At 61.3% G+C, this 20,568-nt stretch carries 16 protein-coding genes; 4 read left to right on the top strand and 12 right to left on the bottom strand.

Annotated features, from left to right (window positions below; all coding sequences use genetic code 11):
- Window positions 1–80: 80 nt before the first annotated feature.
- From BK662_RS04640 to hflK (BK662_RS04625), 4 genes are read right to left on the bottom strand one after another with little or no spacing between them, the layout of a single operon-like run.
- Window positions 81–1,991, bottom strand: a complete 1,911-nt coding sequence (locus BK662_RS04640; RefSeq protein WP_123357102.1) for a heavy metal translocating P-type ATPase — start codon at window positions 1,989–1,991, stop codon at window positions 81–83.
- Entirely contained in the window at window positions 1,988–3,046 is a 1,059-nt protein-coding gene (gene hflK / locus BK662_RS04635; RefSeq protein ID WP_123357100.1) for a protease modulator HflK, read from the bottom strand. The genes BK662_RS04640 and hflK (BK662_RS04635) overlap by 4 nt, the downstream gene beginning before the upstream one ends.
- Window positions 3,043–4,092: a protease modulator HflC gene (gene hflC, locus BK662_RS04630; protein ID WP_123357098.1), complete on the bottom strand. Its 1,050-nt coding sequence runs from the start codon at window positions 4,090–4,092 to the stop codon at window positions 3,043–3,045. Before hflC ends, hflK (BK662_RS04635) begins: the two co-directional genes overlap by 4 nt.
- Complete coding sequence (gene hflK, locus BK662_RS04625) at window positions 4,089–6,053, bottom strand: protease modulator HflK (protein ID WP_123357096.1); 1,965 nt, start codon at window positions 6,051–6,053, stop codon at window positions 4,089–4,091. Before hflK (BK662_RS04625) ends, hflC begins: the two co-directional genes overlap by 4 nt.
- A gap of 208 nt (window positions 6,054–6,261) precedes the next feature.
- Here hflK (BK662_RS04625) and lpdA point away from each other — a divergent pair, with 208 nt between their 5' ends.
- The gene (gene lpdA / locus BK662_RS04620) at window positions 6,262–7,662 is read left to right on the top strand and encodes a dihydrolipoyl dehydrogenase (protein ID WP_123357094.1); all 1,401 of its coding nucleotides are present in this window, start codon (window positions 6,262–6,264) and stop codon (window positions 7,660–7,662) included.
- Window positions 7,663–7,803: 141 nt separating this feature from the next.
- On the opposite strand, the gene BK662_RS04615 is transcribed toward lpdA, so the two are convergent.
- Window positions 7,804–8,277: an Lrp/AsnC family transcriptional regulator gene (locus BK662_RS04615; RefSeq protein WP_038980472.1), complete on the bottom strand. Its 474-nt coding sequence runs from the start codon at window positions 8,275–8,277 to the stop codon at window positions 7,804–7,806.
- 145 nt (window positions 8,278–8,422) lie between these two features.
- On the opposite strand from BK662_RS04615, the gene BK662_RS04610 reads away from it, so the two are divergent.
- Window positions 8,423–9,052: a LysE family translocator gene (locus tag BK662_RS04610; protein WP_123357092.1), complete on the top strand. Its 630-nt coding sequence runs from the start codon at window positions 8,423–8,425 to the stop codon at window positions 9,050–9,052.
- A gap of 3 nt (window positions 9,053–9,055) precedes the next feature.
- On the opposite strand, the gene BK662_RS04605 is transcribed toward BK662_RS04610, so the two are convergent.
- From BK662_RS04605 to BK662_RS04575, 7 genes are all read right to left on the bottom strand, one after another.
- Entirely contained in the window at window positions 9,056–11,188 is a 2,133-nt protein-coding gene (locus BK662_RS04605; protein ID WP_123357090.1) for a hypothetical protein, read from the bottom strand.
- Complete coding sequence (locus tag BK662_RS04600; protein ID WP_123357088.1) at window positions 11,175–12,371, bottom strand: DUF3142 domain-containing protein; 1,197 nt, start codon at window positions 12,369–12,371, stop codon at window positions 11,175–11,177. Before BK662_RS04600 ends, BK662_RS04605 begins: the two co-directional genes overlap by 14 nt.
- 161 nt (window positions 12,372–12,532) lie before the next feature.
- Complete coding sequence (locus BK662_RS04595) at window positions 12,533–13,363, bottom strand: class I SAM-dependent methyltransferase (protein ID WP_123357086.1); 831 nt, start codon at window positions 13,361–13,363, stop codon at window positions 12,533–12,535.
- Window positions 13,357–14,511 (bottom strand): acyltransferase family protein, encoded by a 1,155-nt coding sequence (locus BK662_RS04590; protein WP_123357084.1) that lies wholly within the window; start codon window positions 14,509–14,511, stop codon window positions 13,357–13,359. The genes BK662_RS04595 and BK662_RS04590 overlap by 7 nt, the downstream gene beginning before the upstream one ends.
- Window positions 14,508–15,401 carry a class I SAM-dependent methyltransferase gene (locus BK662_RS04585; protein ID WP_123357082.1) on the bottom strand — a complete coding sequence of 298 codons (894 nt, stop codon included), beginning with the start codon at window positions 15,399–15,401 and terminating at the stop codon, window positions 14,508–14,510. Before BK662_RS04585 ends, BK662_RS04590 begins: the two co-directional genes overlap by 4 nt.
- Window positions 15,398–16,702, bottom strand: a complete 1,305-nt coding sequence (locus tag BK662_RS04580; RefSeq protein WP_123357081.1) for a glycosyltransferase — start codon at window positions 16,700–16,702, stop codon at window positions 15,398–15,400. Before BK662_RS04580 ends, BK662_RS04585 begins: the two co-directional genes overlap by 4 nt.
- Window positions 16,696–18,261: a glycosyltransferase gene (locus BK662_RS04575; RefSeq protein WP_259695876.1), complete on the bottom strand. Its 1,566-nt coding sequence runs from the start codon at window positions 18,259–18,261 to the stop codon at window positions 16,696–16,698. Before BK662_RS04575 ends, BK662_RS04580 begins: the two co-directional genes overlap by 7 nt.
- A 424-nt stretch (window positions 18,262–18,685) precedes the next feature.
- Here BK662_RS04575 and BK662_RS04570 point away from each other — a divergent pair, with 424 nt between their 5' ends.
- Together BK662_RS04570 and gmd are read left to right on the top strand one after the other, a co-directional pair.
- Entirely contained in the window at window positions 18,686–19,600 is a 915-nt protein-coding gene (locus BK662_RS04570) for a GDP-mannose 4,6-dehydratase (RefSeq protein ID WP_123357077.1), read from the top strand.
- The gene (gene gmd / locus BK662_RS04565) at window positions 19,597–20,568 is read left to right on the top strand and encodes a GDP-mannose 4,6-dehydratase (RefSeq protein WP_123357075.1); all 972 of its coding nucleotides are present in this window, start codon (window positions 19,597–19,599) and stop codon (window positions 20,566–20,568) included. Before BK662_RS04570 ends, gmd begins: the two co-directional genes overlap by 4 nt.

Here is a 20,568-nt window from a genome sequence, read left to right as displayed (position 1 = left end):
CAACGGGCGACCGTTGAAAATGATCGCCTTACCCTAGATGACTACAAATCCGGCACACAGTTCTGAAAAGTTGTAGACGCTCACACCTCATCCTTAAGCTTGAGTAGGGGTTCCTGAAAGCGTAGCAAACGCCCGGCATTACCGAGCACTAATAACGTGCTCAAGTTGTGCAACAGCGCGGCAATCATCGCCCCTGCCGCCCCAAGCCAGCCGAATGCGGCAAACGCGACGATGGCCAACGTCCAGCCCAAACCGATGATCACGTTGACCTGCAAGGTCTGGCGGCATTGGCGACTCAAGCGCACACAGGTCCCGAGCCGGCGCAGGTCGCTACCAATCAGTACAATATCGGCCGAGGCCAGCGCGATGTCCGCACCGCCTGCGCCCATGGCCACGCCGACCACACCGGCCTTGAGCGCCAGGGAATCGTTGATGCCGTCTCCCACCACCATTGGCCGGAATCCGCTGCCGATTTCCTTCAGCACACGATTGAGTTTGTCCTCGGGCAAGGCCTGGGCTTCGACATCGCTGATGCCCACATCCCGAGCCAGCGTGTGCGCAACGCTTTGCCGATCCCCGGTGAGCAACAGCTGGCGACCCAAACCCAATTCACGCAACTCACTCAGGGCAAACCGCGCCTCGGGTTTGACGCTGTCAGCGAGCAACAGCCAGGCGAGAAATTCACCGTTGAGTGCCAGCCCGGCGATAGGGCCGTCGTGTTCGGGCACAGCTGATGTGGCGATGCCCAATTGTGAGAACAGCTCCGGACGACCGAGGGCCGCCTCGCCCTGCTCGGTCATCGCCACTACACCCAGCCCCTGACGCTCGTGAATGTCAGAGAGCAGCAGAAAGTGTTCCTGAGTGACCAACCCAGCCAAGGCGCGGCTGACCGGGTGACTGCTGGCGGAACCGAGGCTGGCGGCGAGTTTCAATACGTGACTGCGATCTTCCAGAGGGCTGTCGATGGATTGCAGACGCAAGGTGCCAAACGTCAGGGTTCCGGTCTTGTCGACCACCAACGACGTCAGGTCAGCCAACTCTTCGAGGAACGCCGAACTGCGAATCAGAATCCCGTGCCGAGCCGCCACCGCCACCCCGACAATCGCTGTGGCCGGTGCCGACAACACCAGCGCGCAAGGGCAAGCGGCTACCAACACGGCGAGCATCGCTTGCGCATCGTTAGTAACAAACCAGGTCACGGCGGCCAACAGCAACACCAGCACCATGTAGCTGCCGGCGTAGCGTTCGAGCAAACGGGTGATCGGCGGCTTGGAACGTTCGGCGCTTTGCATCAGCGCGATGACTTTACCCAAGGTCGATTCGTGACCGGTGCGGGTCACTTCAATGCGCAGCAGGCCATCAAGATTGATCGCCCCGCCGAAAACCGGCATGCCCACGACAGCTTCTATTGGCACCGACTCACCGGTGATTGACGCAGTGTCGAGGCTTGCCTGACCGGACAACACCCGGCCATCCGCCGGCACTCGATCACCGGCCCGCACCTCCACGAGGTCACCGGCCTTGAGTGTGCCGTTGTCGACTTGAACGACGGAGCCGTCAGCCTGAATCTTGCGTGCATGGCTGCGAGTCAGTTTGCCGAGGGCATGAATCGCTTCCTGGGAACCGATTACGCTGCGCTCTTCCAGCACGTGACCGAAGATCATGATGATCGGTAGCAGAGCCGCGGTGAGCAGATCGCCTGTGGCCCAGGCGCCGAGCATGGCCAGGGCGATCAATTGATCGGTGATCCCGTGCAGGCTCGGATAACGCAAGCTGTACCACGCCGAGCGCATGACCGGCACGGCCACCAGCAAGGAAGCGAAACCCAGCAGCAATTGGCTGACACCCGTCTGCTCCGGCGACAACCAGCGCCAGATCAGGCCTAGCGCAAGCAACCCCAGTGCAAGCATGGCCAGGGTCAACTGGCGCGCGGCGCTACGTTGTTCAGCCGAGGACAACATGCTCGGTGCGACGGCGGTTTGGGCAGTCATTGCGCAGCTCCCTGAATGATCAGGCGGGAATCGTCTTTCGGATCAACCGTGGTTACCGAGCCGGCCTGCCCGAGAATCTTCGGCATCCGTTCACGGTAAATACGCAGCAGCATCTGCGGGTCGGTGCCCCGCTGTTGCGCCTTGGCCAAACTCAGCACCGTGGCGGTGTCGGCAGAAGCTTTGGCCAGGCGTTCGCTGGCTTGGGCGTGAGCCACTTGCAGCGTGCGGTCGGCTTGTTCGTTGGCGGACTGAGTCAGCTTCTCGGCTTCAGTGCGCGCGTTGGCCACGGCTTTGTCGGCCTGCTGGCTAGCGGTTAATACCGCGTTGAACGCGTTCACCGCCGGGCCGGGCAGACTCGATTGCACATCGACCCGCGCTACTTCGATGCCCAACCCCTGCCCGGTCGCCGTCAGTTCGGCCAAGCGCTGATTGATGCCTCGCACCAGATCGCCGCGTAGACGTTCGCGGCGCTCAGCGGCCTGATTGTCGGCGCCGATCAGTTCCGGTCGAGCCACCAGAATGGTGTCCAGATCTCGCGCGGCGGTGAGCGCCACGGCGCTGCGGGTCACCAGCCGATCCAGTGCCGGCAGCACATGCTCACCTTGGAGAACGAAGGCATACGGCTCGATGACTTTGTAGAACACCCGCACATCCAGTTGCACGACGCCCGCATCACCGGTCAATAAATAACCAGAGCCAGCGAGCGCATCGCTGATGGGCGTGGCAAAACTCGCCACACGATCCGCCTGCAATGCAGCATCGGTGCGAAGCAGATTTTCCACCCGGCGCTCGATCACTCGATCCGCCGCCGGCAACAAGATCACCTGCTCAAACGGGCGCGGCCATGCCAACAACAAACCGGCATTTTGAATGCGATCCAGTGCGCCGAAGTGCAGCACCACGGCACGATTTTGCGGGTCGATTTGCCGCACATTGGAAAATGCCCACGCCAAAGCAGCCAGCACAGTCACGGCGTACAGCGCCAGAAAGGCCAAGCGCCCGGCCTGAATCCAGGGGCTGCTCAACTCATTTGTTCCACGTGGAACTAATTTCATGGCTGCGATCCGGACTTGTTATCGAGCGTCGGCGGGCCGTCAACCAACACCCGGAATGGTGCGGCATCAGTGCGCAAAATCAGTTTGGTGCCCGGCGTGACGATGGTGCCCAAGGTGTCGAGAGAGCGCAGCAAGTTGTAGAGCTGCGGCGAACCGGCGTAGGCACGGCCGTAAATCTGCGCGGCTTCGACGCGGGATTGGGCTTCGATGTCCGCAGCTTTCACTGTCGCATCAGCTTGCACGATTCGCGCATCACGCTCGGCCGCAGAGCGAATTTGCGCAGCTTCACGCTTGCCGATGGCCGTGCGTTCAGTGGCGATGGTTTCACGTTCGGCGCGCATACGATCGACAGTGGCAGTCAACGTCACCGATGGCAACGTCAGACGTTCGATGCCCACCTGCAGCACTCGCACACCATAGGTGGTGAGCAACTGCTGATCGATCTGCTGACGCAGCTGCGCTTCAAAATCGGCGATGCGTACTTGGTTGGCATCAGTGTTCACCAGGTTGGCCAGATCGAAACTGCTGGCGGTGGTTTCCAGCGCCGAGCCGACAAAGGTGCGGATCTGCCGCGCGGCTTCGTCCGGCTGGTTCTGCACGGCGCGCATAAAGCGTTGCACGTTGTCCGGATCACCCTGCACCTGCCAGGCTACGTAGGCTTGCACGATGATGCGTAGACCATCGCGCGTGCCCACATCCTGCAAACCACTGGAGGTGGTACGCAACCGCAGATCCACCGGGATCGCCGCTTCGAAGGGTGCCGGCCAGCGCCAGCCAAGACCCGGTTCCAGCAATACCCGCGATGGATTACCGAAGCGAGTGATGACCGTGGCCTCTCCCGAACGCACTTGCACCAGGCTCGCCGCCGCAATGGCAAACGCCACCAGCAGCGCCGCCCAACCCATTCGCCGCCACGGAAAAGGGCCAGCTTCGTGAGGTTCACCGTGGTGGTGATGGTGATGGCCGTGGTGATGCCCGCCATGGCCGTGATCGTGGCCGGCGTGATCATCGTGATCGCGATTGTGTGTAGGCGTCGGCTGGCTCAATGGGCGGCTCCTGGCTGAACGGTATTACGCGGCGGCGCAGGGTCAGCCGGCAGCGTGAAGGTACGTAGGTCGATGGTCGGCGCATTACCGCTGCCGCCCAGACGATGATCGAGAACCAGCAGCTTCGCGTTGGCCAAACCTTGAGTCAGTTGGCTGAAGTATTGCTCCAGCACGAAGGCTTGGCCGGCGCTGGAATAAGCCTTTCGCTCGGCGGCAAATTTCAGGTCGGCGGTCTGGGCGCTCGAGTTGATTTCATGCGCACTGGCCGTGGCTTGATCGCGAGCGATGCTGGCCTGCAACTGCGCCTGGTTAGTCGCCTCCGCCGCGGCCCCGCGCTCGCGGGAAATCAATGCCTGAGCACCAATCTGCGCCGCTTGCACGCCGTGATAAGCGTTGGCCGCCCCCGCTGGCGGGTGAATGGCTTCGACCACCGTGGCAAGAATTTCCACGCCGCTGTCGAGTTTTTGCAGGTCAGCCTGCACGGCGCGACCGATTTCTTCGGCGAGCCCTACCCTGTCCTCGCCGAGCAAACCGTCGAGGGTTCGTGAGGCGAAATCGTGAACCAGAATCCGGCTGGCGGTGCTGCGGATTAGCGTTGGCACATCGGCGCTGTTGTACGTTGCTGCCAGCGCCGCCTGATCGCTCAGGCCGATGCGATAGACGAAGCGCACATCCATGTTGACTATCTGGAAGCTCTGTTTGTCGGCACGGCTACTGGCGATGACCTGGGATTTGTCGTTCACATGGCTGGCATCCCACAAGCGATTGGCAATCGCCGGTGCCGGGCCTTCGGCAGGTTCGGCCGCGACCGGTGCCGACGTTTCGCCCACGCTGGTGGCCAACTCGTGGACCACGCCGTTTTCGACGCTTAACACGCGGCCCAACGGCCACGGTAAACCGGCGTGCAAACCAGGGCCGAAAACCTCCACCGGTTTGCCAAAGCGTTCATAGATACCGCGCCCTTGCAGCGCAATTTCGTGAATGCCGGTGAGCGACCAACCGACGATTGTCACCACCGCCAGCACCGGCAAAAACGCCCGGCGCATATAGGTGAAGGCCCAGATTTGTCGCAGGTCGATACCGAAGCGGTTGTGCAGTTCGTGCTGCAATGCGAGCAAAGGCTGCGGCGGCCAGCGCAGCATGTCGGCGACGAAGCTTCGCGCCAGCATGGCCGGTTCCAGCTGTTCACGACGGGGACTGAACAGCGACAGCACGGCACGCAGCAGCAACTCGACTGCGACCAGTCCCGGCAGCAAGCCGATCAGCACCGCCAGACGCACCGGCCAGACCGACGTTTCGCCGCCGAACAGCAAACACAGGGCGCTGAGCACCAGGCAAATAATCGCGACCCGCGTCAGCTGCGCCAACGACCCTGCTTCGGGCCACTGGGCGGCGTTTTCCTGCGCCAGTTGCCTCTCCAGCACCAGCAAACCGAAAGCCAGCAGCAACGACAGCGCGGCGCCGACACTGGCCGACAACCCCAGCGCAACGGGCGGCAAGGTCAGATTCCAGACTTGCCCGACGCAGTACAACGTCAACAACGCCCAGCCGCCAAGCCAAAGCGTCGGTGCACCGATCTGCCCCAGCAAGCGCAACCAACGCTGACTGATCCGGTCCAGCAACCGCTCGTACCAGCCTTCGGCGACAACGACTTCCTCAGCGACAACCACCGGCACTGACACAGCCGGATTCATCGCCTGTGCTCGCCACTGCGTTACCCACCAGGCCGATTGCAGGCCGGCAACCAGCGCCAGCAAACCGGCGCTCTGATTGACCAGCAACGCCGGCCAAAGCGACTGCGGCGCAAACAGTCCGACAAAAAACGCCAGCACTAATCCTGCACCAGCCAAGGCACCCAAACCGATTGCCAATTGCCGCAATCGCCGCCCTTGAATGACCGCCTGCTGAAAGCGCGGCAGCCCTGCTATCTGTGCCTCATCGCCATCGAGATCGACTTGCATACCACCCCAACCATCGCTCACATCACAATTCGTTACGATATAACGAAAGTGGTGAAATATTCGTCGTAAATCGCTCTATCTAAAAGCGCTGAACCTGTCGCCAAGCTGAAGCCTTGACCGAAATGGCTCGAAACGCACATATTACGTTCGTAATTTTTATCCAAGGCTACTTTTATCGATCCTGCACCCTTTCATCAGGAGTACCACTATGAGCACCTATGACGTCGTGATTCTGGGCGCAGGCCCCGGCGGTTATAACGCAGCGATCCGCGCCGGCCAGCTGGGTCTGAAAGCGGCGTGCGTGGAAGGTCGCGCCACCTTGGGCGGGACCTGCCTGAATGTCGGCTGCATGCCGTCCAAAGCCCTGCTGCATGCCTCCGAACTCTACGACGCGGCCTTGGGGGCGGAATTCGCCAGCCTGGGGATTGAGGTCAACCCCGTCCTCAACCTTGCTCAAATGATGAAACAGAAGGATGAAAGCGTTACCGGGCTGACCAAAGGCATAGAGTTTCTGTTTCGCAAAAACAAAGTCGACTGGATCAGGGGCTGGGGCCACATCGACGGGCCGGGCAAAGTCACGGTGACCGACAGCCAGGGCGTCAAGACCGAGCTGAGCGCCAAGGACATCGTTATCGCCACCGGTTCCGAACCCACTCCCCTGCCCGGCGTGGACATCGATAACAAACGCATCCTCGACTCCACGGGCGCCCTGTCGCTGAACGAAGTACCGAAGCACCTGGTGGTGATCGGTGCCGGGGTGATCGGCCTGGAACTGGGCTCGGTATGGCGGCGCCTGGGTGCTCAGGTGACGGTGGTCGAATTTCTCGATCGGATCTGTCCCGGTGTAGATGGCGAAGCGGGCAAGACCCTTCAGCGCTCATTGAGCAAGCAAGGCATCAGCTTCAAGTTGAGTTCGAAAGTCACCAGCGCCACGACGTCGGCGAGCGGTGTTCAGCTCAGCGTCGAACCGGCCGCGGGTGGCACCGCCGAGTTACTTGAAGCCGATTACGTGTTGGTGGCCATTGGTCGACGCCCTTATACCCAAGGCCTGGGGCTGGAAAACGTCGGTCTCGCCACGGACAAACGCGGCATGCTCGCCAATAAGGGCCACCGCACCGAGGCCGCTGGCGTCTGGGTTATCGGTGATGTGACGTCGGGGCCAATGCTCGCCCACAAGGCCGAAGACGAAGCCATGGCCTGCATCGAACAGATCGTCGGCAAGGCCGGCGAGGTCAATTACGACCTGATCCCCAGCGTGATCTACACCAAACCGGAGCTGGCCAGCGTCGGCAAGACCGAAGAACAACTGAAGGCCGAAGGTCGCGCCTATAAGGTCGGCAAATTTCCCTTCACCGCCAACAGCCGGGCGAAGATCAATCATGAAACCGAAGGCTTCGCCAAAGTATTGGCCGATGAGCGCACCGACGAAGTCCTCGGCGTGCACCTTGTGGGCCCGAGCGTCAGTGAAATGATTGGCGAATATTGCGTAGCCATGGAGTTCAGCGCCTCGGCCGAAGACATCGCCCTGACCTGTCATCCACACCCGACCCGCTCCGAAGCGTTGCGCCAGGCGGCAATGGATGTGGAGGGGATGGCGACGCAGATGTAGGGCCGATGATTTGGTGGTGACTGAACTGACGCTTTCGCGAGCAAGCCCGCTCCCACACTCGATCATTGTCGAACACAAAATCTGCGTTCACTGACGATCTACTGTGGGAGCGGGCTTGCTCGCGAACAGGGTCGACTCGGTCTAAAGCGGCAAATGCTCCAACGGCAGTGCCCCTGGCGTCTTCACCGTGTGAATCGCAAAGTTGCTGCGAATGTCGCTCACACCGGGCAATTTCAGCAGTCGTCCGGTGAGAAAACGGTCGTAAGCACGCAAATCCGGCACCACCACTTGCAGCAGAAAATCCGACTCTCCTGACACCAGGAACGCCGAAATCACCTCAGGCAATGCCGTCACGGCCAGGCGAAAGGCTTCGGCCTGTTCATCGTTGTGTCGTTCGACTTTGACCCCGACAAACACTGTCAGCCCAAGGCCCACTTCATCTCGGTCCAGATTAGCCTGATAGCCGCGAATCACTCCCGCTTCCTCCAGCATCCGTACCCGACGCAAACAGGGCGAGGCGGACAAACCGATTTCGTCAGCCAATTGCACGTTACTCAGGCGACCGTCCCGTTGCAGCGCCGCGAGAATCTTGCGGTCGTAAGCGTCCAGTTTCATGGTTTGGCAGATCCCGATAGTTCGATCATCACAAAATGGCAGGTTATGCCAAATATCGAAGCTTTAGAAGCTGATTACGCAACCACCTGCCCTGCTCTTCAGCCATAGACTGATCCCACCAAATCGACAACGAATGGGGTGCAACATGGCAGGACTCTGGCTGTTTTTCATGGCGCTGGCGGTGGTGTACCTGTTGCCCGGCCCGGACATGATTCTGCTGTTGCAGACCGGCGCGCGTCAGGGCAAGGGTGCGGCGCTGGCTACGGCGCTGGGGCTGGGCGTGGCGCGTGGTTGTCATGTGGCCTTGGCGGCGTTGGGTTTGGCGGCGTTGTTCAAGACGGCGCCCTGGACCTTCGACGTGGTGCGCCTGGTCGGGGCCGCGTACCTGCTGTGGATCGGTATTCAGTGCCTGCGCACCACGATGCTGCCGAGCTTGAACGGTACCGACGCAACCACCGAAAAACCGCGCTGGTTGGACGCGATCCAGCGCGGTTTGCTGACCAACCTGCTCAACCCCAAGGCGCTGCTGTTCTGCTCGGTGCTGTTGCCGCAGTTCATCGAACCTCACGCCGGGCCAGTGCTCACGCAATTCGCAACGCTGGGCGTGATGCTGGTCGCTGTCGGGTTGTTGTTCGACAGCGCCTACGCGCTGGTCGGCGCCGCGTTGGGCCGTTGGCTGCAACGCAGTCCATCCGCCCAACGGGTGCAGCAGTGGTTGTTTGGGAGCCTGCTGATCGGCTTCGCGGTGCGGCTGACCTTTGTGCAGCAGGGTTGAGGGTTATCGCGCTCTACGACGGCGGCGACTGATCAGCAGCAAAGCCGCCGCCGTGATCGCTACCACACCGCCGATCTGCAATGGCTTTTTGTAGGGCCGCAGAACGGATCGCGCAGCGTCGGTGACCTGAGTCACATAACGCTTATCGGCGCTCTGGAAGTCTGGCTCCTGGCATTGATGACCGAAATCACCGGCCCAGATCACGTACGGTCCCTCCTCTATGTAACGACGGTAGAACGCGCTTTGCTCTTGCAGGCTGGTACCCCACGTTGAAGCCTTGCACAGCACTGAAGCAAACGCCTGACTGGTGTGGGGGAGGTGATCAGCGGCCTTACTCGCCAAGGCTGTGGCGATATAACGGTAATGGAAGCGTTCATCCGGTTGCGCCACCGTGGCTTGCCAACGCTGCACCTCACCCTCGGCTATCAGCGGTCCGACCTTGAGATCGGGAGCCTCCAGACTGTAATTGCCGCCGAAGGTCGCGTAATCCGGGGACATTTCGTAGCCCAATAACTCCATCCCATCGTAGCGGGCTAATGTCGCGGCGTAGTAGTAAGCGAATGCCCGTTTGGTCGGCCACCATTTTGATTCGGCGTCGTGGCGCAACTCACCGTACCACTTGGCCTTGGCCTGCAAGACAGCATTATCGATATACCCTGGTGCCTCGTCATAACGACCTTCACGCAACAACCGTCGTCCCAGCAGATTGCGCAGGCTGGCGGCTACCGGCAATGGCACATAATTGTCGCGATCCTGCTGACTGAGCGGCGGCGGTGCCGGTACCTGAGTGTCGACGTACTGCTTGAGTTCATCGAGGGTCAGCACCCGCTCGGCAACGGTGGCCGCGTCGTACCAATAAATGTTTTGACTGCGATAGAGCTGATCAAAGGCTTGCAGATAATCCCCGCGTTGCAGGGCAAGAATTGCGCTTTCGCCGTCGACCCGGCACTTGGGCTGCACCGTTTCGTAATCCCAGTCCGGCGTCCGTCGTTCGCCCCAGGACTCGTTCTGCGGGAAGGCCTGGGCTGCCTTGGCGTAGGCCGCCGCCGCAACGCCTTTGTCGCCATCACGCAACGCCAGTTTCGCCCGCAGCCACCATGCGAGGCCGCCGTCTCCGGCCTGTTCGAGGAAGGCTTTGGCACTGGCGTAATCGCCCTGTTGATAATTCATCGCCGCCAGACGATCCGCGTTATCCAGGCTGCCGCGAGTGCTGTTTTGCAGCAACTTGATCAGTTTCTGTTCGCTTGGCGGCTGATCACCGAATGACCAGCCCAGTCGACTGATCAACGACGCCGTCACCAGTTGCTGCACCGCTTTGCCCTTGAGCAACACGGCCAGTTGATCGTCGGGCATTGTCATCAGATCGGCCATCAACAACTTCAACGAGCTGTAGCCCACCGCCGAACCGTGGAGGTTCTGCGTCGCATAAAGTCCGATGGCGCTATCCCAATCACCCGCGGTGCGGGCCACTCGCGCTTCTTCGCCGAGGCTGGCAACACCCAGCTCCAACGGATCGCTGAAGCCGTCGATACTCAATTGACGAGTCTGCTCGAAGGTCTTTCGGGATTGTGCCAACAGGTCGGTCCCCGCGCCCGCTTCTGAACTCATGGTAAACAGTGCCCGTCCCAACGAGTAAGCCGCCCAGGTACTGCGCAACGCGCGTTGATCCGCCGGCAGCGCCAGCACTTTCTGAAAGTATTCGGCGGCCAAACCATGGTCACCGGCGTTGAACGCCACAGCGCCCGCCAGATAGAACCTATGCTCGGCCGGCAGGCTCGCGCCTTGCTCTTCAACCTGATGGGCATCGGTCAGACTGCGCAGCTGTTGCACCAGCGCTTGCTGCTCAGGCGTCAGACCGGCCTGTTCGGCGGTGTTCCGCTGACCCGCGTAATCCGGCGCATCGCCGTAACCGTCCCCCGGAATGTTGGTGGCAGCCGTGACATTTTTCAGTCCCGCGATGGCATGTCCGAGGCGGTTGATCTCGACGTTGAAGTTGCCTTCCGGCAGTTCCGCCAGCGACTGGCCACGGTTGTCCAGCAGCCGCATGGGGAAGTCCGGCCCGCAGGCCAGCGCCGAACCCAACGGCAGGCTGAGGCTCAGGCAAAGCACATGGCGGGGCCAGTTACGGGTGAACATTCGAACCTCCTTGATCAATATTTGCGCAGCGTGCCCAACCGATGGCGCGCTGCCCGCCGGCCGGGATTCGACCCTCGCGCAGGCGGGTGAAGGTAAGCAGATCCGGGCGCTGTTGCAATGCATAACCGGCCAACGCATCGGCGCCATCGCAGCCCTGCACCGCCAATGTCAGGCGTTCGGGCCAGGCGCTGTCGAGGTTGCCTTGGTTGCTGACGCTGATGTCGTAGAGGCCGTCCTGCGCCGAGAGCTTCAGCCCCACGCGGCTGTCGAGCATATCGCCACGCGCCACAGCGATGAGCGTCGTCAGGCTCCAGGCCCTGCGATCATTGGCCAGCGGCAGCCGAAACCAGATCAGCCCGGCCAGATGAGCCGGTGGATCGGCGCGCAACTCGGCGCCGAGTTTGCTCAGTTGCAGCGGATCCGCCAGTAACTCCCGGCGTTTGCCGCCCCGCTCGATGGGCACTTCACTTTCCACGACCGGAGCGCCACCGGCCCCTGGCAACAACGCCACGCCATACGCCGGCAGCGCCAGATAAAATGGATTCGAGGTGATACGGCTCCAGGCCTTGGCCCACTGCCGAGCCTGATCCGGGTCGAACAGCCCACGCCGTGGATCGCTCACCGCATGCACCTGCAAGACGCTGCTGTCGACCGTCGCCAGCAGCGCCGGCAATTCAGGGCTGTCGAGCCAGGCCGGCAATGCGGTGATGCTCAGTGGCAAGGAGGCCGGCAGAACAGTGCGCAAATGCGTGAGGAATTCGCGGTAGGCCGGTAGCCGGGCGTTGCCCGCATCGTGATCGATCTCCACGCCGGAGAGGATCAGCCCCTGCCCTTGCCAATCGCTGAGCACCCGCTGGATGCGCGCGGTGACCTCGTCCTGATCCAGCCCCTTGAGCTGGCCATCCAGACGAATCACCGCTATCAGCGGTCGACCATCACGCTTGAGCAGCGCCGGATCGATCCGCGCCCGGCTCCAGCCGGCCTGCGGAAACGCCTGCAAGGCCAGTACGCGCAAGGTCGAGAAATCGGCGCGGCTGTCGCGCAGCGCAGCGTCATGGGCCGACGTCCATTGCCGCTGCCAGACATAGAGCTGCTGATCGAGCGGCGGCGCGTCCGGTCTCTCACAACCATTGAGCAACAGCAATGCGGCAAGCAAGGCCGACAGACGAATGAAAAACACAATGAACCCTCATCCTCTGTGGCGAGGGAGCTTGCTCCCGCTCGGCTGCGCAGCAGTCGCAAATGCAGCCAATGTGGTGTGTCTGATGAAATGAGGGGCTGCTTCGCAGCCCAGCGGGAGCAAGCTCCCTCGCCACAATTGATCTATTACGAATTCCCGGCAGCCTACTCAGCCATTGGCTTGCGGGCAATGATCACCTGACTTTTCGCCACCACCGCGTCCAGCGCCTGTTTGATCTGTGCGCCCCGGGGCGAGGACAGCACGGCCTGCCAGGTGTCGGCCCAGTGGTTGAGTAACGGATGGTCAGCGTTGCTGAAATCGACCTTGGCTTCCCAGAACAACAGCATCCACATCGACCAATAGAACCCGTACTGGCTGTGGCTGATGACTTCCAGGCCGACGTCGCTGACCATCGCCTTGAACTGCTCTTCGCTGATGATGCGAATGTGGTTGGGCTTCTGGAAATACTCCGGCGCGGCGATGTCTTTTTGCAGGTCTTCGGAACTCGGGTGCGGGACGCTGAGCAAATACAGCGCCCCGGGCTTGCCGACCCGCACCAGTTCGGCGAGGAACTGCGCCGGATCGTCGACGTGTTCGATAACTTCAGTGGACACCACCCGGGTCGCGGTCGCGTCGGCAATCGGCAGCGGGTTGCAGTCCGTGACGTGGCACTCAACGTCCCGCGCCGGCGTGTCGCTCAGGCGCTGACGAGTCGCTTCGACCTTGGCGGCGTCGATGTCGGCGATGATGATCTTCGCCCCGCGCATGCCGCAGAAATGCACGTTGCCACCGTCACCGCAGCCTACGTCCAGCAGGGTGTCCTCGGGGCTCACCGGGAAACCGGTGAACAACTCGCCGGTTTGCTGGTTGAACCAGCCGCTGAGCATCGCGTCGTGCAGGCCGAGCATGTACGGGTCGACCTTGTCCGGGGCCGAGGGTGCCGGCGTCGCGGCAGCGCGCGTGCCCGTCGTGAGTTTCTTCAAAAGGCTCAGCATGAGGTGGCTCCAGAGGATGGAAGGGCTGATCGGGATACGCGCAAGCGTTGCACCAGACGGGCACCCCGGTTGCGCATGGGTAGCTCGACGAATCGGTAGTTGAGTTCGCTAAACAGCACGATCAGGCTCATGGCGCAAAACAGCGCCAGTGCCGGCTGCATCGCCACGTCCTGCGAACCGGCGGGCGCAAAACGAAACCAGCCTTCGCGCACGACAAAAAACGCCGGGATGTGGATCAGGTAAATGCCATAGGAACGGGCGCCCAACCAGACCAGTATTTGTTTGAGCCTGCCCTTGGGCAGCAGGTAATCGCGATTGCAGGAAGCGATCCAGACCAACACCGCGCACAACAAGGCAATGACTGCGACCCGATAGCTCGCCAGGTTGAACGGTGTGCTCGCCAGCACGCTCAGTACCGACCCCAGGCCGATCAGTATCAACGGGCCTGACCAGGGGCGGCTCAACAATCGCGGCTCCCAGGCCCGATAGCTCGGCCTTGAACTCCACATCGCCAGCAATACACCCAATGCCAAGGCGTCGGTCCTGATGCTCATCAACAGCGCTGAGCGCCAGGTGAACAGTTGCACTGCAACCAGGGCCAGCAACACCCACACCAACCGCTTGCGGCAGACAAAGATCAGCAACGGCAACAGCAGGTAGAACTGCTCTTCAAGGGACAGGCTCCAGTAAACGAAACTGGCGCCGTATTCGAAGCGCATGAAGCTTTCGGCAAAGCGGAAATTGGCAAATTGCAGAAAGCCCGCCAGTGTCGCCTGCAGATTGGCCTGCACCGTGCCAAAGGCACCCGAATGATTGAAAAACAGCGCGCCCGATAACATCAGCAGCAGCCACAACCAGGCGGATGGCAACAGACGAAAGGCCCGGCGAATCCAGAAGTCGCGGGTTTCCTGCCAGAAGGCCTGCGGTGTCCGGCATCCGCGCAGCAGCGGAATCAGGCCACGGGCGATCACAAACCCCGAGATCACGAAAAACAGGTCCACGCCCCACCAGAATTGCCCATGGGCCGTGCCCGACTCAAAGCCCGGCAGCCCACCCGGAAACGGCATGGTTTGCAGGTGATGCACCAGCACGCCGAGTACGGCGACCCCGCGCAACAACTCGATGTCGAGAATCCGCCGATTACTCATGGCGCGGTCCCGGTCTTTGAGCCGGTTGTCATCGGTTTGCGCGCAATGATCACCTGGCTCTTGGGCATGAACTGATCGAGCATCTGCTTGATCGCCAGGCCATTGGGTTGCGCCAGCAGGTCTTGCCAGGTTTTCGCCCAGCTCTCCATCAGCGGCGGATACGGCGCCTGAATCCGGTCACGCACCGCGCCGCCCAGGTCGCGTCCGGCCGCGCGCTCGCTGGCCCAGAAGAAAATCATGCCCATCACCCAGAAAAATCCGGTGGCCTGGCGATGTTCGATCACCAGACCGGCGTCCTCCACCAGCGCGGCGAAACGTTCCGGGGTAAAAATCTGCACGTGATTGGGTGACTGGAAATAACTGGCCGGGGCGATGCCCTGCTGCAAATGCTCGCCCACCGGCGCCGGCACGCTGAGCAGATACTGCGCACCGGGACGGCCCATGCGCACCAGCTCGGCCATGAACGGCTCGGGCTGATCGATGTGCTCTAGCACTTCCATGCACACGACTTTGCTCGCGCAGCCATCGGCGAGCGGCAACGGCAGGCTATTGCTGACCAGCCCCAGGTTGGGCTTGTCCGTCTGCGCTTCCACTTGCCGGGCCAGATCACGGACTTTGTCGTACTCACTGTCGGTAAAAATCACCGACGCGCCCTGACGCACCGCAAACAGTGTCGCAACACCCTCACCGCAACCGACATCCAGCAAGGTGTCGTCTGCTGTGATCGCAAAACCCTTGAGCAATTCGCCGCTGTCGCCCGAAAACCAGCCATCGAGCATGGCGTCGTGCAAGCCCACATCGCGCGGCGACACGCTGCCTTGCGCAACCGGTGCAGGCACAGGTTGGGGTTTCGCCACTGGGCGCAGCCGCCTCATCAATGCGCGGATCATGCCTCGGGGATTTCCACGGCAGATGTAGCGCGGGTCTCGAACAGTCGGGCAAGAAACGCTTTCAGACGCTGTTCAGCGGTCGTCTGGCTGCAGAAGTTCTGCAGGCTGGTCACCGCGTGGGCGGACATCCTTGCATAGCGTTGCGGGTCGTCTTTGGCCACGTCATAACTGGCCCGGTAGGCCGTGCACAGCGAGGCCCAGTTGGTGATGTAACGCAGGGTGCGAAATGCCTTGCGCGGGTCGTGGGGCCAGGCTGTCAGCTCATCCGTGGAGTCAATGAGGAAAGCGTTATCGGCGTCCAGGTAATCGATCATCGCCGTGGTGCGCGGCGCCACCGCCGGCTTGCCACAGGACATGAACTCCATCAGCGGCAGGCACTGGCCCTCGCCGTAGGACGTGTTCACCACGTAACTCGTGGCCTGCACCAGACGCTCGTAGTCCGCATCCGCGAGGTAGCCGTAAATCAACACGATACGGCAGCGGTAGGGCTGGTTTTTGTACAAGTGATGAAGGATATCGGTCAGCGCTTCTTCGGCATCGTGGTGTGTCAATTTGAGCACCAGTGTGGCGTCTTCCACCTCGCGGAAAGTCACGCAGAAGGCGCTGAGCATGTCTTCCCAATTCTTGCGCCCGTCCCCGGGGTTGAACACCGAGGTGTAGATCACACCGTCGAGCACCAGCTCCTGTTCACGAGCGGGCGCCTGAAAGTCGATGCCCTTGCCGGCACGCAAATGCGCAGGACCAAAGGCTCGCAGATCGAGTTGGCGACTGTCCGCCAGCAAACCTTTGATCTTCAATCGCACTTGGCGAGCCTTTGGCTGGCGCTGCAGCTGCGCACCGCGCTCGGCAAAGCGATCCCACACCGGCGCCGGTACCGCGACGATCGGATAGTCGGCGCCCATGGCTTCGCGCACGGCATTGACGGTGTAGCTGGAATGGGTGATCGCGGCACCGCATGCGCGCAACACCGTGCGCCAGTCATTACGCGGTTCACCGGCGAACGGCTCGTTGGGAATGGTGCTGAATTCCCACGCAAACACCGCCAGGGTCGGACAGGCGAAATGCACCGGCGTGCGATGGGGCGGTGAGAACGACAGGAATACACAGTCTTCGCCACGGGACAGGCAGTCGAGGTACAGGGCGTCGACTTCGGTCTGCGGGTCGCTCACTTCCACTACCCGCCCCAGTCGCTCCAGCACCGGTCGATACTCCTTGAGCACGAAGTAGTAGCTGTATTCCGAACGGCCCAGGTTCTGGGCAATGGTGCGCTGGTTGGTTTCCGAATGAATGATGATCAGCATGAGGCGTTATCCGTCGCGGCCGCTGCCGGCACACTGTGTGGCGCCAGCCCGAAAAAGTCCGCCAGGCGCTGTTGCACCGGAACGAAGGCACAGTATTCGTGCATGCGCTCGACCGCGGCGTGAGACATGCGCTGATACTCCAGCGGCTGCTCCCTGGCGATCCGGTAGCTGTTTTCGTAGGCCGCTTTCAACGAACCCCAGTCCGGTCGATATCGCAGGGTACGGTAAATAATGCGGGTGTCCTGGGGCCAGATGGTCAGCTCTTCGCTGGACTTGACCACAAACGCCATGCGCTCATCGATGTAATCCTCCATGGCCGTATGGTCCGGGGCAATTACCGGTTTGCCGCTGGCCATGAACTCCATCAGCGGCAGGCACAGGCCCTCGCAACGTGAGGCGTTGACGTAATAACTCGCCGCCTCATAGAGCCGGGCATATTGCGGATCGTCCAGGTAACCGTGCATCACCACCACCCGACAGGCGAACGGCGACAGCTGCGCCAGCAAGGTCATCAGCTCGGTGTAGTAGGCCGACAGGTCGCTCTGGGTAATCTTCAGCACCAGCGTGGCGTCCCCGGTTTCCCGGAACGCCCAGCAGAATGCGCTGATCAGTTGATGCCAGTTCTTGCGCCCGTCCTTGGGATTGAACACGGTGACGTAAACAACGCCGCCGACTTGGGTCTGGACCTGGTCCGTAGTGTCTGGCAGCTCCACCGGTGCCGGTACATGGACCGGCACCGACTGCGGACCGGCAATGGCCGGGAGGTATTTTGCAAGCCTGGAGTGAGCCGGATCGGACAACAGATCGCGAATCCCCTCCCAGTACCACTGGCTCAGAAAATGAGTGCGATGGACCGGCACCGGTTGCGCCTTGCCCAGGTCCAGCGCCCACAGACGCAAGTAGTGCCTGGCGATGACGAAGCGGCGCTTCAGGGTCAGCGGCGGCGGTCGCAACGCATCGAGTTCGGCCTGCTGCTCGGGGGTCAACGGCGGTGGAATCAGCGAATCGGCGGTCAGCCCGAGCGTGCGGGTATCGAGGATGCAACCCTTGATATCGAGGGTCGAACCGGCATTGACCGGCACGCTGGTATGACGGCTACGGATGGCCGCGAAGTTTTCCCACAACGGGGTCGGCAATACCAACACCGGAAAGTCTTCGCCCATGGCCCGACGAATCGCCCGCGCGGTATGACTGGAGAGCGTGATCACCCGGCCCTGGCGCGCCAGCATGCGGGTCCAGTCCTGGCGGGGATCGTTGTCCCACTGCTCATCGGGAATCGAATCGAACTCCCAGGCCAACACGCAGATCGTCGGGCATTCAAGATCGTTCGGGGTTTTCTGCGGTGGAGTGAAAGACAGGAACAGGCTGTCTTCGCCAGCGGCAAGCAGTTGCCTGTAGAGGGGGTCGACCTCGGCGGTGGAGGACACCACATGCACCCGCCCAAGGCTTTCGAGCACCGGGCGATAAGCCTTGAGCACGAAGTAGTAACTGTATTCGGGACGACCGAGGCTCTGGCTGATGGAACTGTCGTTGACGTCCGAGTAAAGAATAAAATTCATGGCATCCCACGATGAGGCCGCCATCCCGGCAACCTCACTCTATGACGGCGAAGCCACGGATCGAGTCGGCGTGCCGCTCTCGTCCATCGTCTTCGTGCCCGTCTAATTCTTGTTTTAGTGGTCAGTTTCGCGGAGTTCCAGAACAACCCTGCCGAACCCTGGGCGATCGTGACGAGGGGCATTCTAAACACATCCGTCGAGGATTCGTGAACCGCCCAGCGAGAAAAACAGAGCTACGCTAACGAGAACTGGCCGGTCACGGTGGGACCTGTTGAAATTGCTGCGCAATTGGCACAGATTGGCTACCAAACAACTACAACAACGACTTCGCCTGTCTTTCGACCCAGTCATCCACCCGGTCTGTCAGACATCTCCGCCAAGCCTGTGGGGAATGGACGAGGTTTTATGATCAAGGGGCCATTGCTTGAAAAAGCGTCTGTTCGTAACGGGTCTGAGTGGATTCGTAGGACAATACATCCAATCTCGTCTGAAGGCTGATGCCTCGGAATGGGAACTGCTGCCTGCCCCCTCCCGATTCGATCTCACACAGCCAGAAAGCCTTGAAGGCCTGTGGCCGGAGCTGCCCGACGCGGTCATTCACCTGGCCGGCCAGACCTTCGTGCCCGAAGCCTTCCGTGACCCGGCGCGCACGCTGAATATCAACCTGCTGGGCACCCTCAACCTGCTTCAAGCCCTCAAGGCCCGCGGCTTCAACGGTACCTTCCTGTACGTGAGCTCCGGTGACGTCTATGGCCAGGTCAGCGAAACCGATCTGCCCATCACCGAACTCCAGCCACCCTGCCCGCGCAATCCTTATGCCGTGAGCAAACTGTCGGCGGAGTTTCTGAGCCTGCAATGGGGCCTGAGCGAGGGCTGGCCAGTATTGGTCGCGCGCCCGTTCAACCACATCGGCACCGGGCAGAAGGACAGCTTCGTCATCGCCAGCGCTGCGCGGCAAATCAGCCGGATCAAGCAAGGCCTGCAAGCACCGCAACTGGAAGTCGGTGACATCGATGTCACCCGCGACTTCCTTGATGTGGGCGATGTGGTGTCGGCCTACCTGGCGTTGCTGGAAAAAGGCACGCCGGGGCAGGTCTACAACATTTGCTCGGGTCGCGAGCAGAGCATTCGCAGTTTGATCGAACAGCTGGGGGACCTCGCCCGGATCGATATGCAACTGATTCAGGATCCGGCGCGTCTTCGCCGCGCGGATCAGCGTCGCGTTTGTGGCAGCCACGCCAAGCTTGCCCAGACCACAGGATGGACGCCTGAAATCACAACACAACAATCCCTGCGGGCGATCCTGTCCGACTGGGAGAAGCGAGTACGACAAGAATGACAAAAAGTGCATTGATCACAGGAATTACCGGCCAGGACGGCGCGTATCTGGCCAAACTGTTGCTCGACAAGGGTTACAAGGTTCACGGCCTGGTGGCGCGGCGCAGCAGCGACTCACGTTGGCGACTGCGCGAGACGGGGATCGAGGGCGATATCGTCTATCTGGATGGCGACATGGCCGATGCCTGCTCGGTGCAGCGCGCGGTGATCAAGTCGGCGCCGGACGAGGTTTATAACCTGGCGGCGCAAAGCTTTGTCGCCGCTTCCTGGGATCAACCGGTAACCACCGGCATCGTCGACGGCCTGGGTGTGACTCACCTGCTCGAAGCGATCCGTCAGTTCAGTCCGCACACCCGCTTCTATCAAGCGTCCACCAGCGAAATGTTCGGCTTGATCCAAGCCGAACAGCAGGACGAAAACACGCCGTTTTATCCACGCAGCCCATACGGCGTGGCCAAGCTCTACGGCCACTGGATCACCGTGAACTACCGCGAAAGCTTCAACCTGCACGCCAGCAGCGGGATTCTGTTCAACCACGAATCACCGCTGCGCGGCATCGAGTTCGTGACCCGTAAGGTTACCGACGCCGCCGCTCGCATCAAACTGGGCAAACAGCAGGAGCTGCGCCTGGGCAATATCGACGCGAAACGTGACTGGGGGTTCGCTGGCGACTATGTCGAAGCCATGTGGCTGATGCTGCAACAGGACAAGCCTGACGATTACGTGGTCGCCACCGGCGTGACCACCACCGTGCGCGAAATGTGCCGCATCGCATTCGATCACATCGGTCTCAACTACCGCGATTACGTGAAGATCGACCCGGCGTTTTTCCGCCCGGCCGAGGTTGAGGTGCTGCTTGGCAACCCGGCCAAGGCCCAGCGCGTACTGGGCTGGAAGCCAAAAACCGATCTGGACACCTTGATCCGCATGATGATGGATGCGGACATGAAACGCGTTGCCAAGGAGTAG

This window comes from Pseudomonas frederiksbergensis (assembly GCF_003732275.1).
Taxonomy (GTDB): domain Bacteria; phylum Pseudomonadota; class Gammaproteobacteria; order Pseudomonadales; family Pseudomonadaceae; genus Aquipseudomonas; species Aquipseudomonas frederiksbergensis_H.
Note: the sequence above shows the minus strand (reverse complement) of the source record. Positions and strands in the feature narration are given on the sequence as shown.

Bases quoted from the DNA above. Each gene is read 5' to 3' on its own strand.
- gmd (WP_123357075.1), top strand. From the start codon at position 19,597: ATGACAAAAAGTGCATTGATCACAGGAATTACCGGCCAGGACGGCGCG.
- BK662_RS04615 (WP_038980472.1), bottom strand. From the start codon at position 8,277: ATGAAACTGGACGCTTACGACCGCAAGATTCTCGCGGCGCTGCAACGG.
- hflK (WP_123357096.1), bottom strand. From the start codon at position 6,053: ATGCAAGTCGATCTCGATGGCGATGAGGCACAGATAGCAGGGCTGCCG.
- BK662_RS04580 (WP_123357081.1), bottom strand. From the start codon at position 16,702: ATGCTGATCATCATTCATTCGGAAACCAACCAGCGCACCATTGCCCAG.
- BK662_RS04595 (WP_123357086.1), bottom strand. From the start codon at position 13,363: ATGCTGAGCCTTTTGAAGAAACTCACGACGGGCACGCGCGCTGCCGCG.
- BK662_RS04585 (WP_123357082.1), bottom strand. From the start codon at position 15,401: ATGATCCGCGCATTGATGAGGCGGCTGCGCCCAGTGGCGAAACCCCAA.
- BK662_RS04610 (WP_123357092.1), top strand. From the start codon at position 8,423: ATGGCAGGACTCTGGCTGTTTTTCATGGCGCTGGCGGTGGTGTACCTG.
- BK662_RS04590 (WP_123357084.1), bottom strand. From the start codon at position 14,511: ATGAGTAATCGGCGGATTCTCGACATCGAGTTGTTGCGCGGGGTCGCC.
- lpdA (WP_123357094.1), top strand. From the start codon at position 6,262: ATGAGCACCTATGACGTCGTGATTCTGGGCGCAGGCCCCGGCGGTTAT.
- hflK (WP_123357100.1), bottom strand. From the start codon at position 3,046: ATGAAATTAGTTCCACGTGGAACAAATGAGTTGAGCAGCCCCTGGATT.
- BK662_RS04605 (WP_123357090.1), bottom strand. From the start codon at position 11,188: ATGTTCACCCGTAACTGGCCCCGCCATGTGCTTTGCCTGAGCCTCAGC.
- BK662_RS04640 (WP_123357102.1), bottom strand. From the start codon at position 1,991: ATGACTGCCCAAACCGCCGTCGCACCGAGCATGTTGTCCTCGGCTGAA.
- BK662_RS04575 (WP_259695876.1), bottom strand. From the start codon at position 18,261: ATGAATTTTATTCTTTACTCGGACGTCAACGACAGTTCCATCAGCCAG.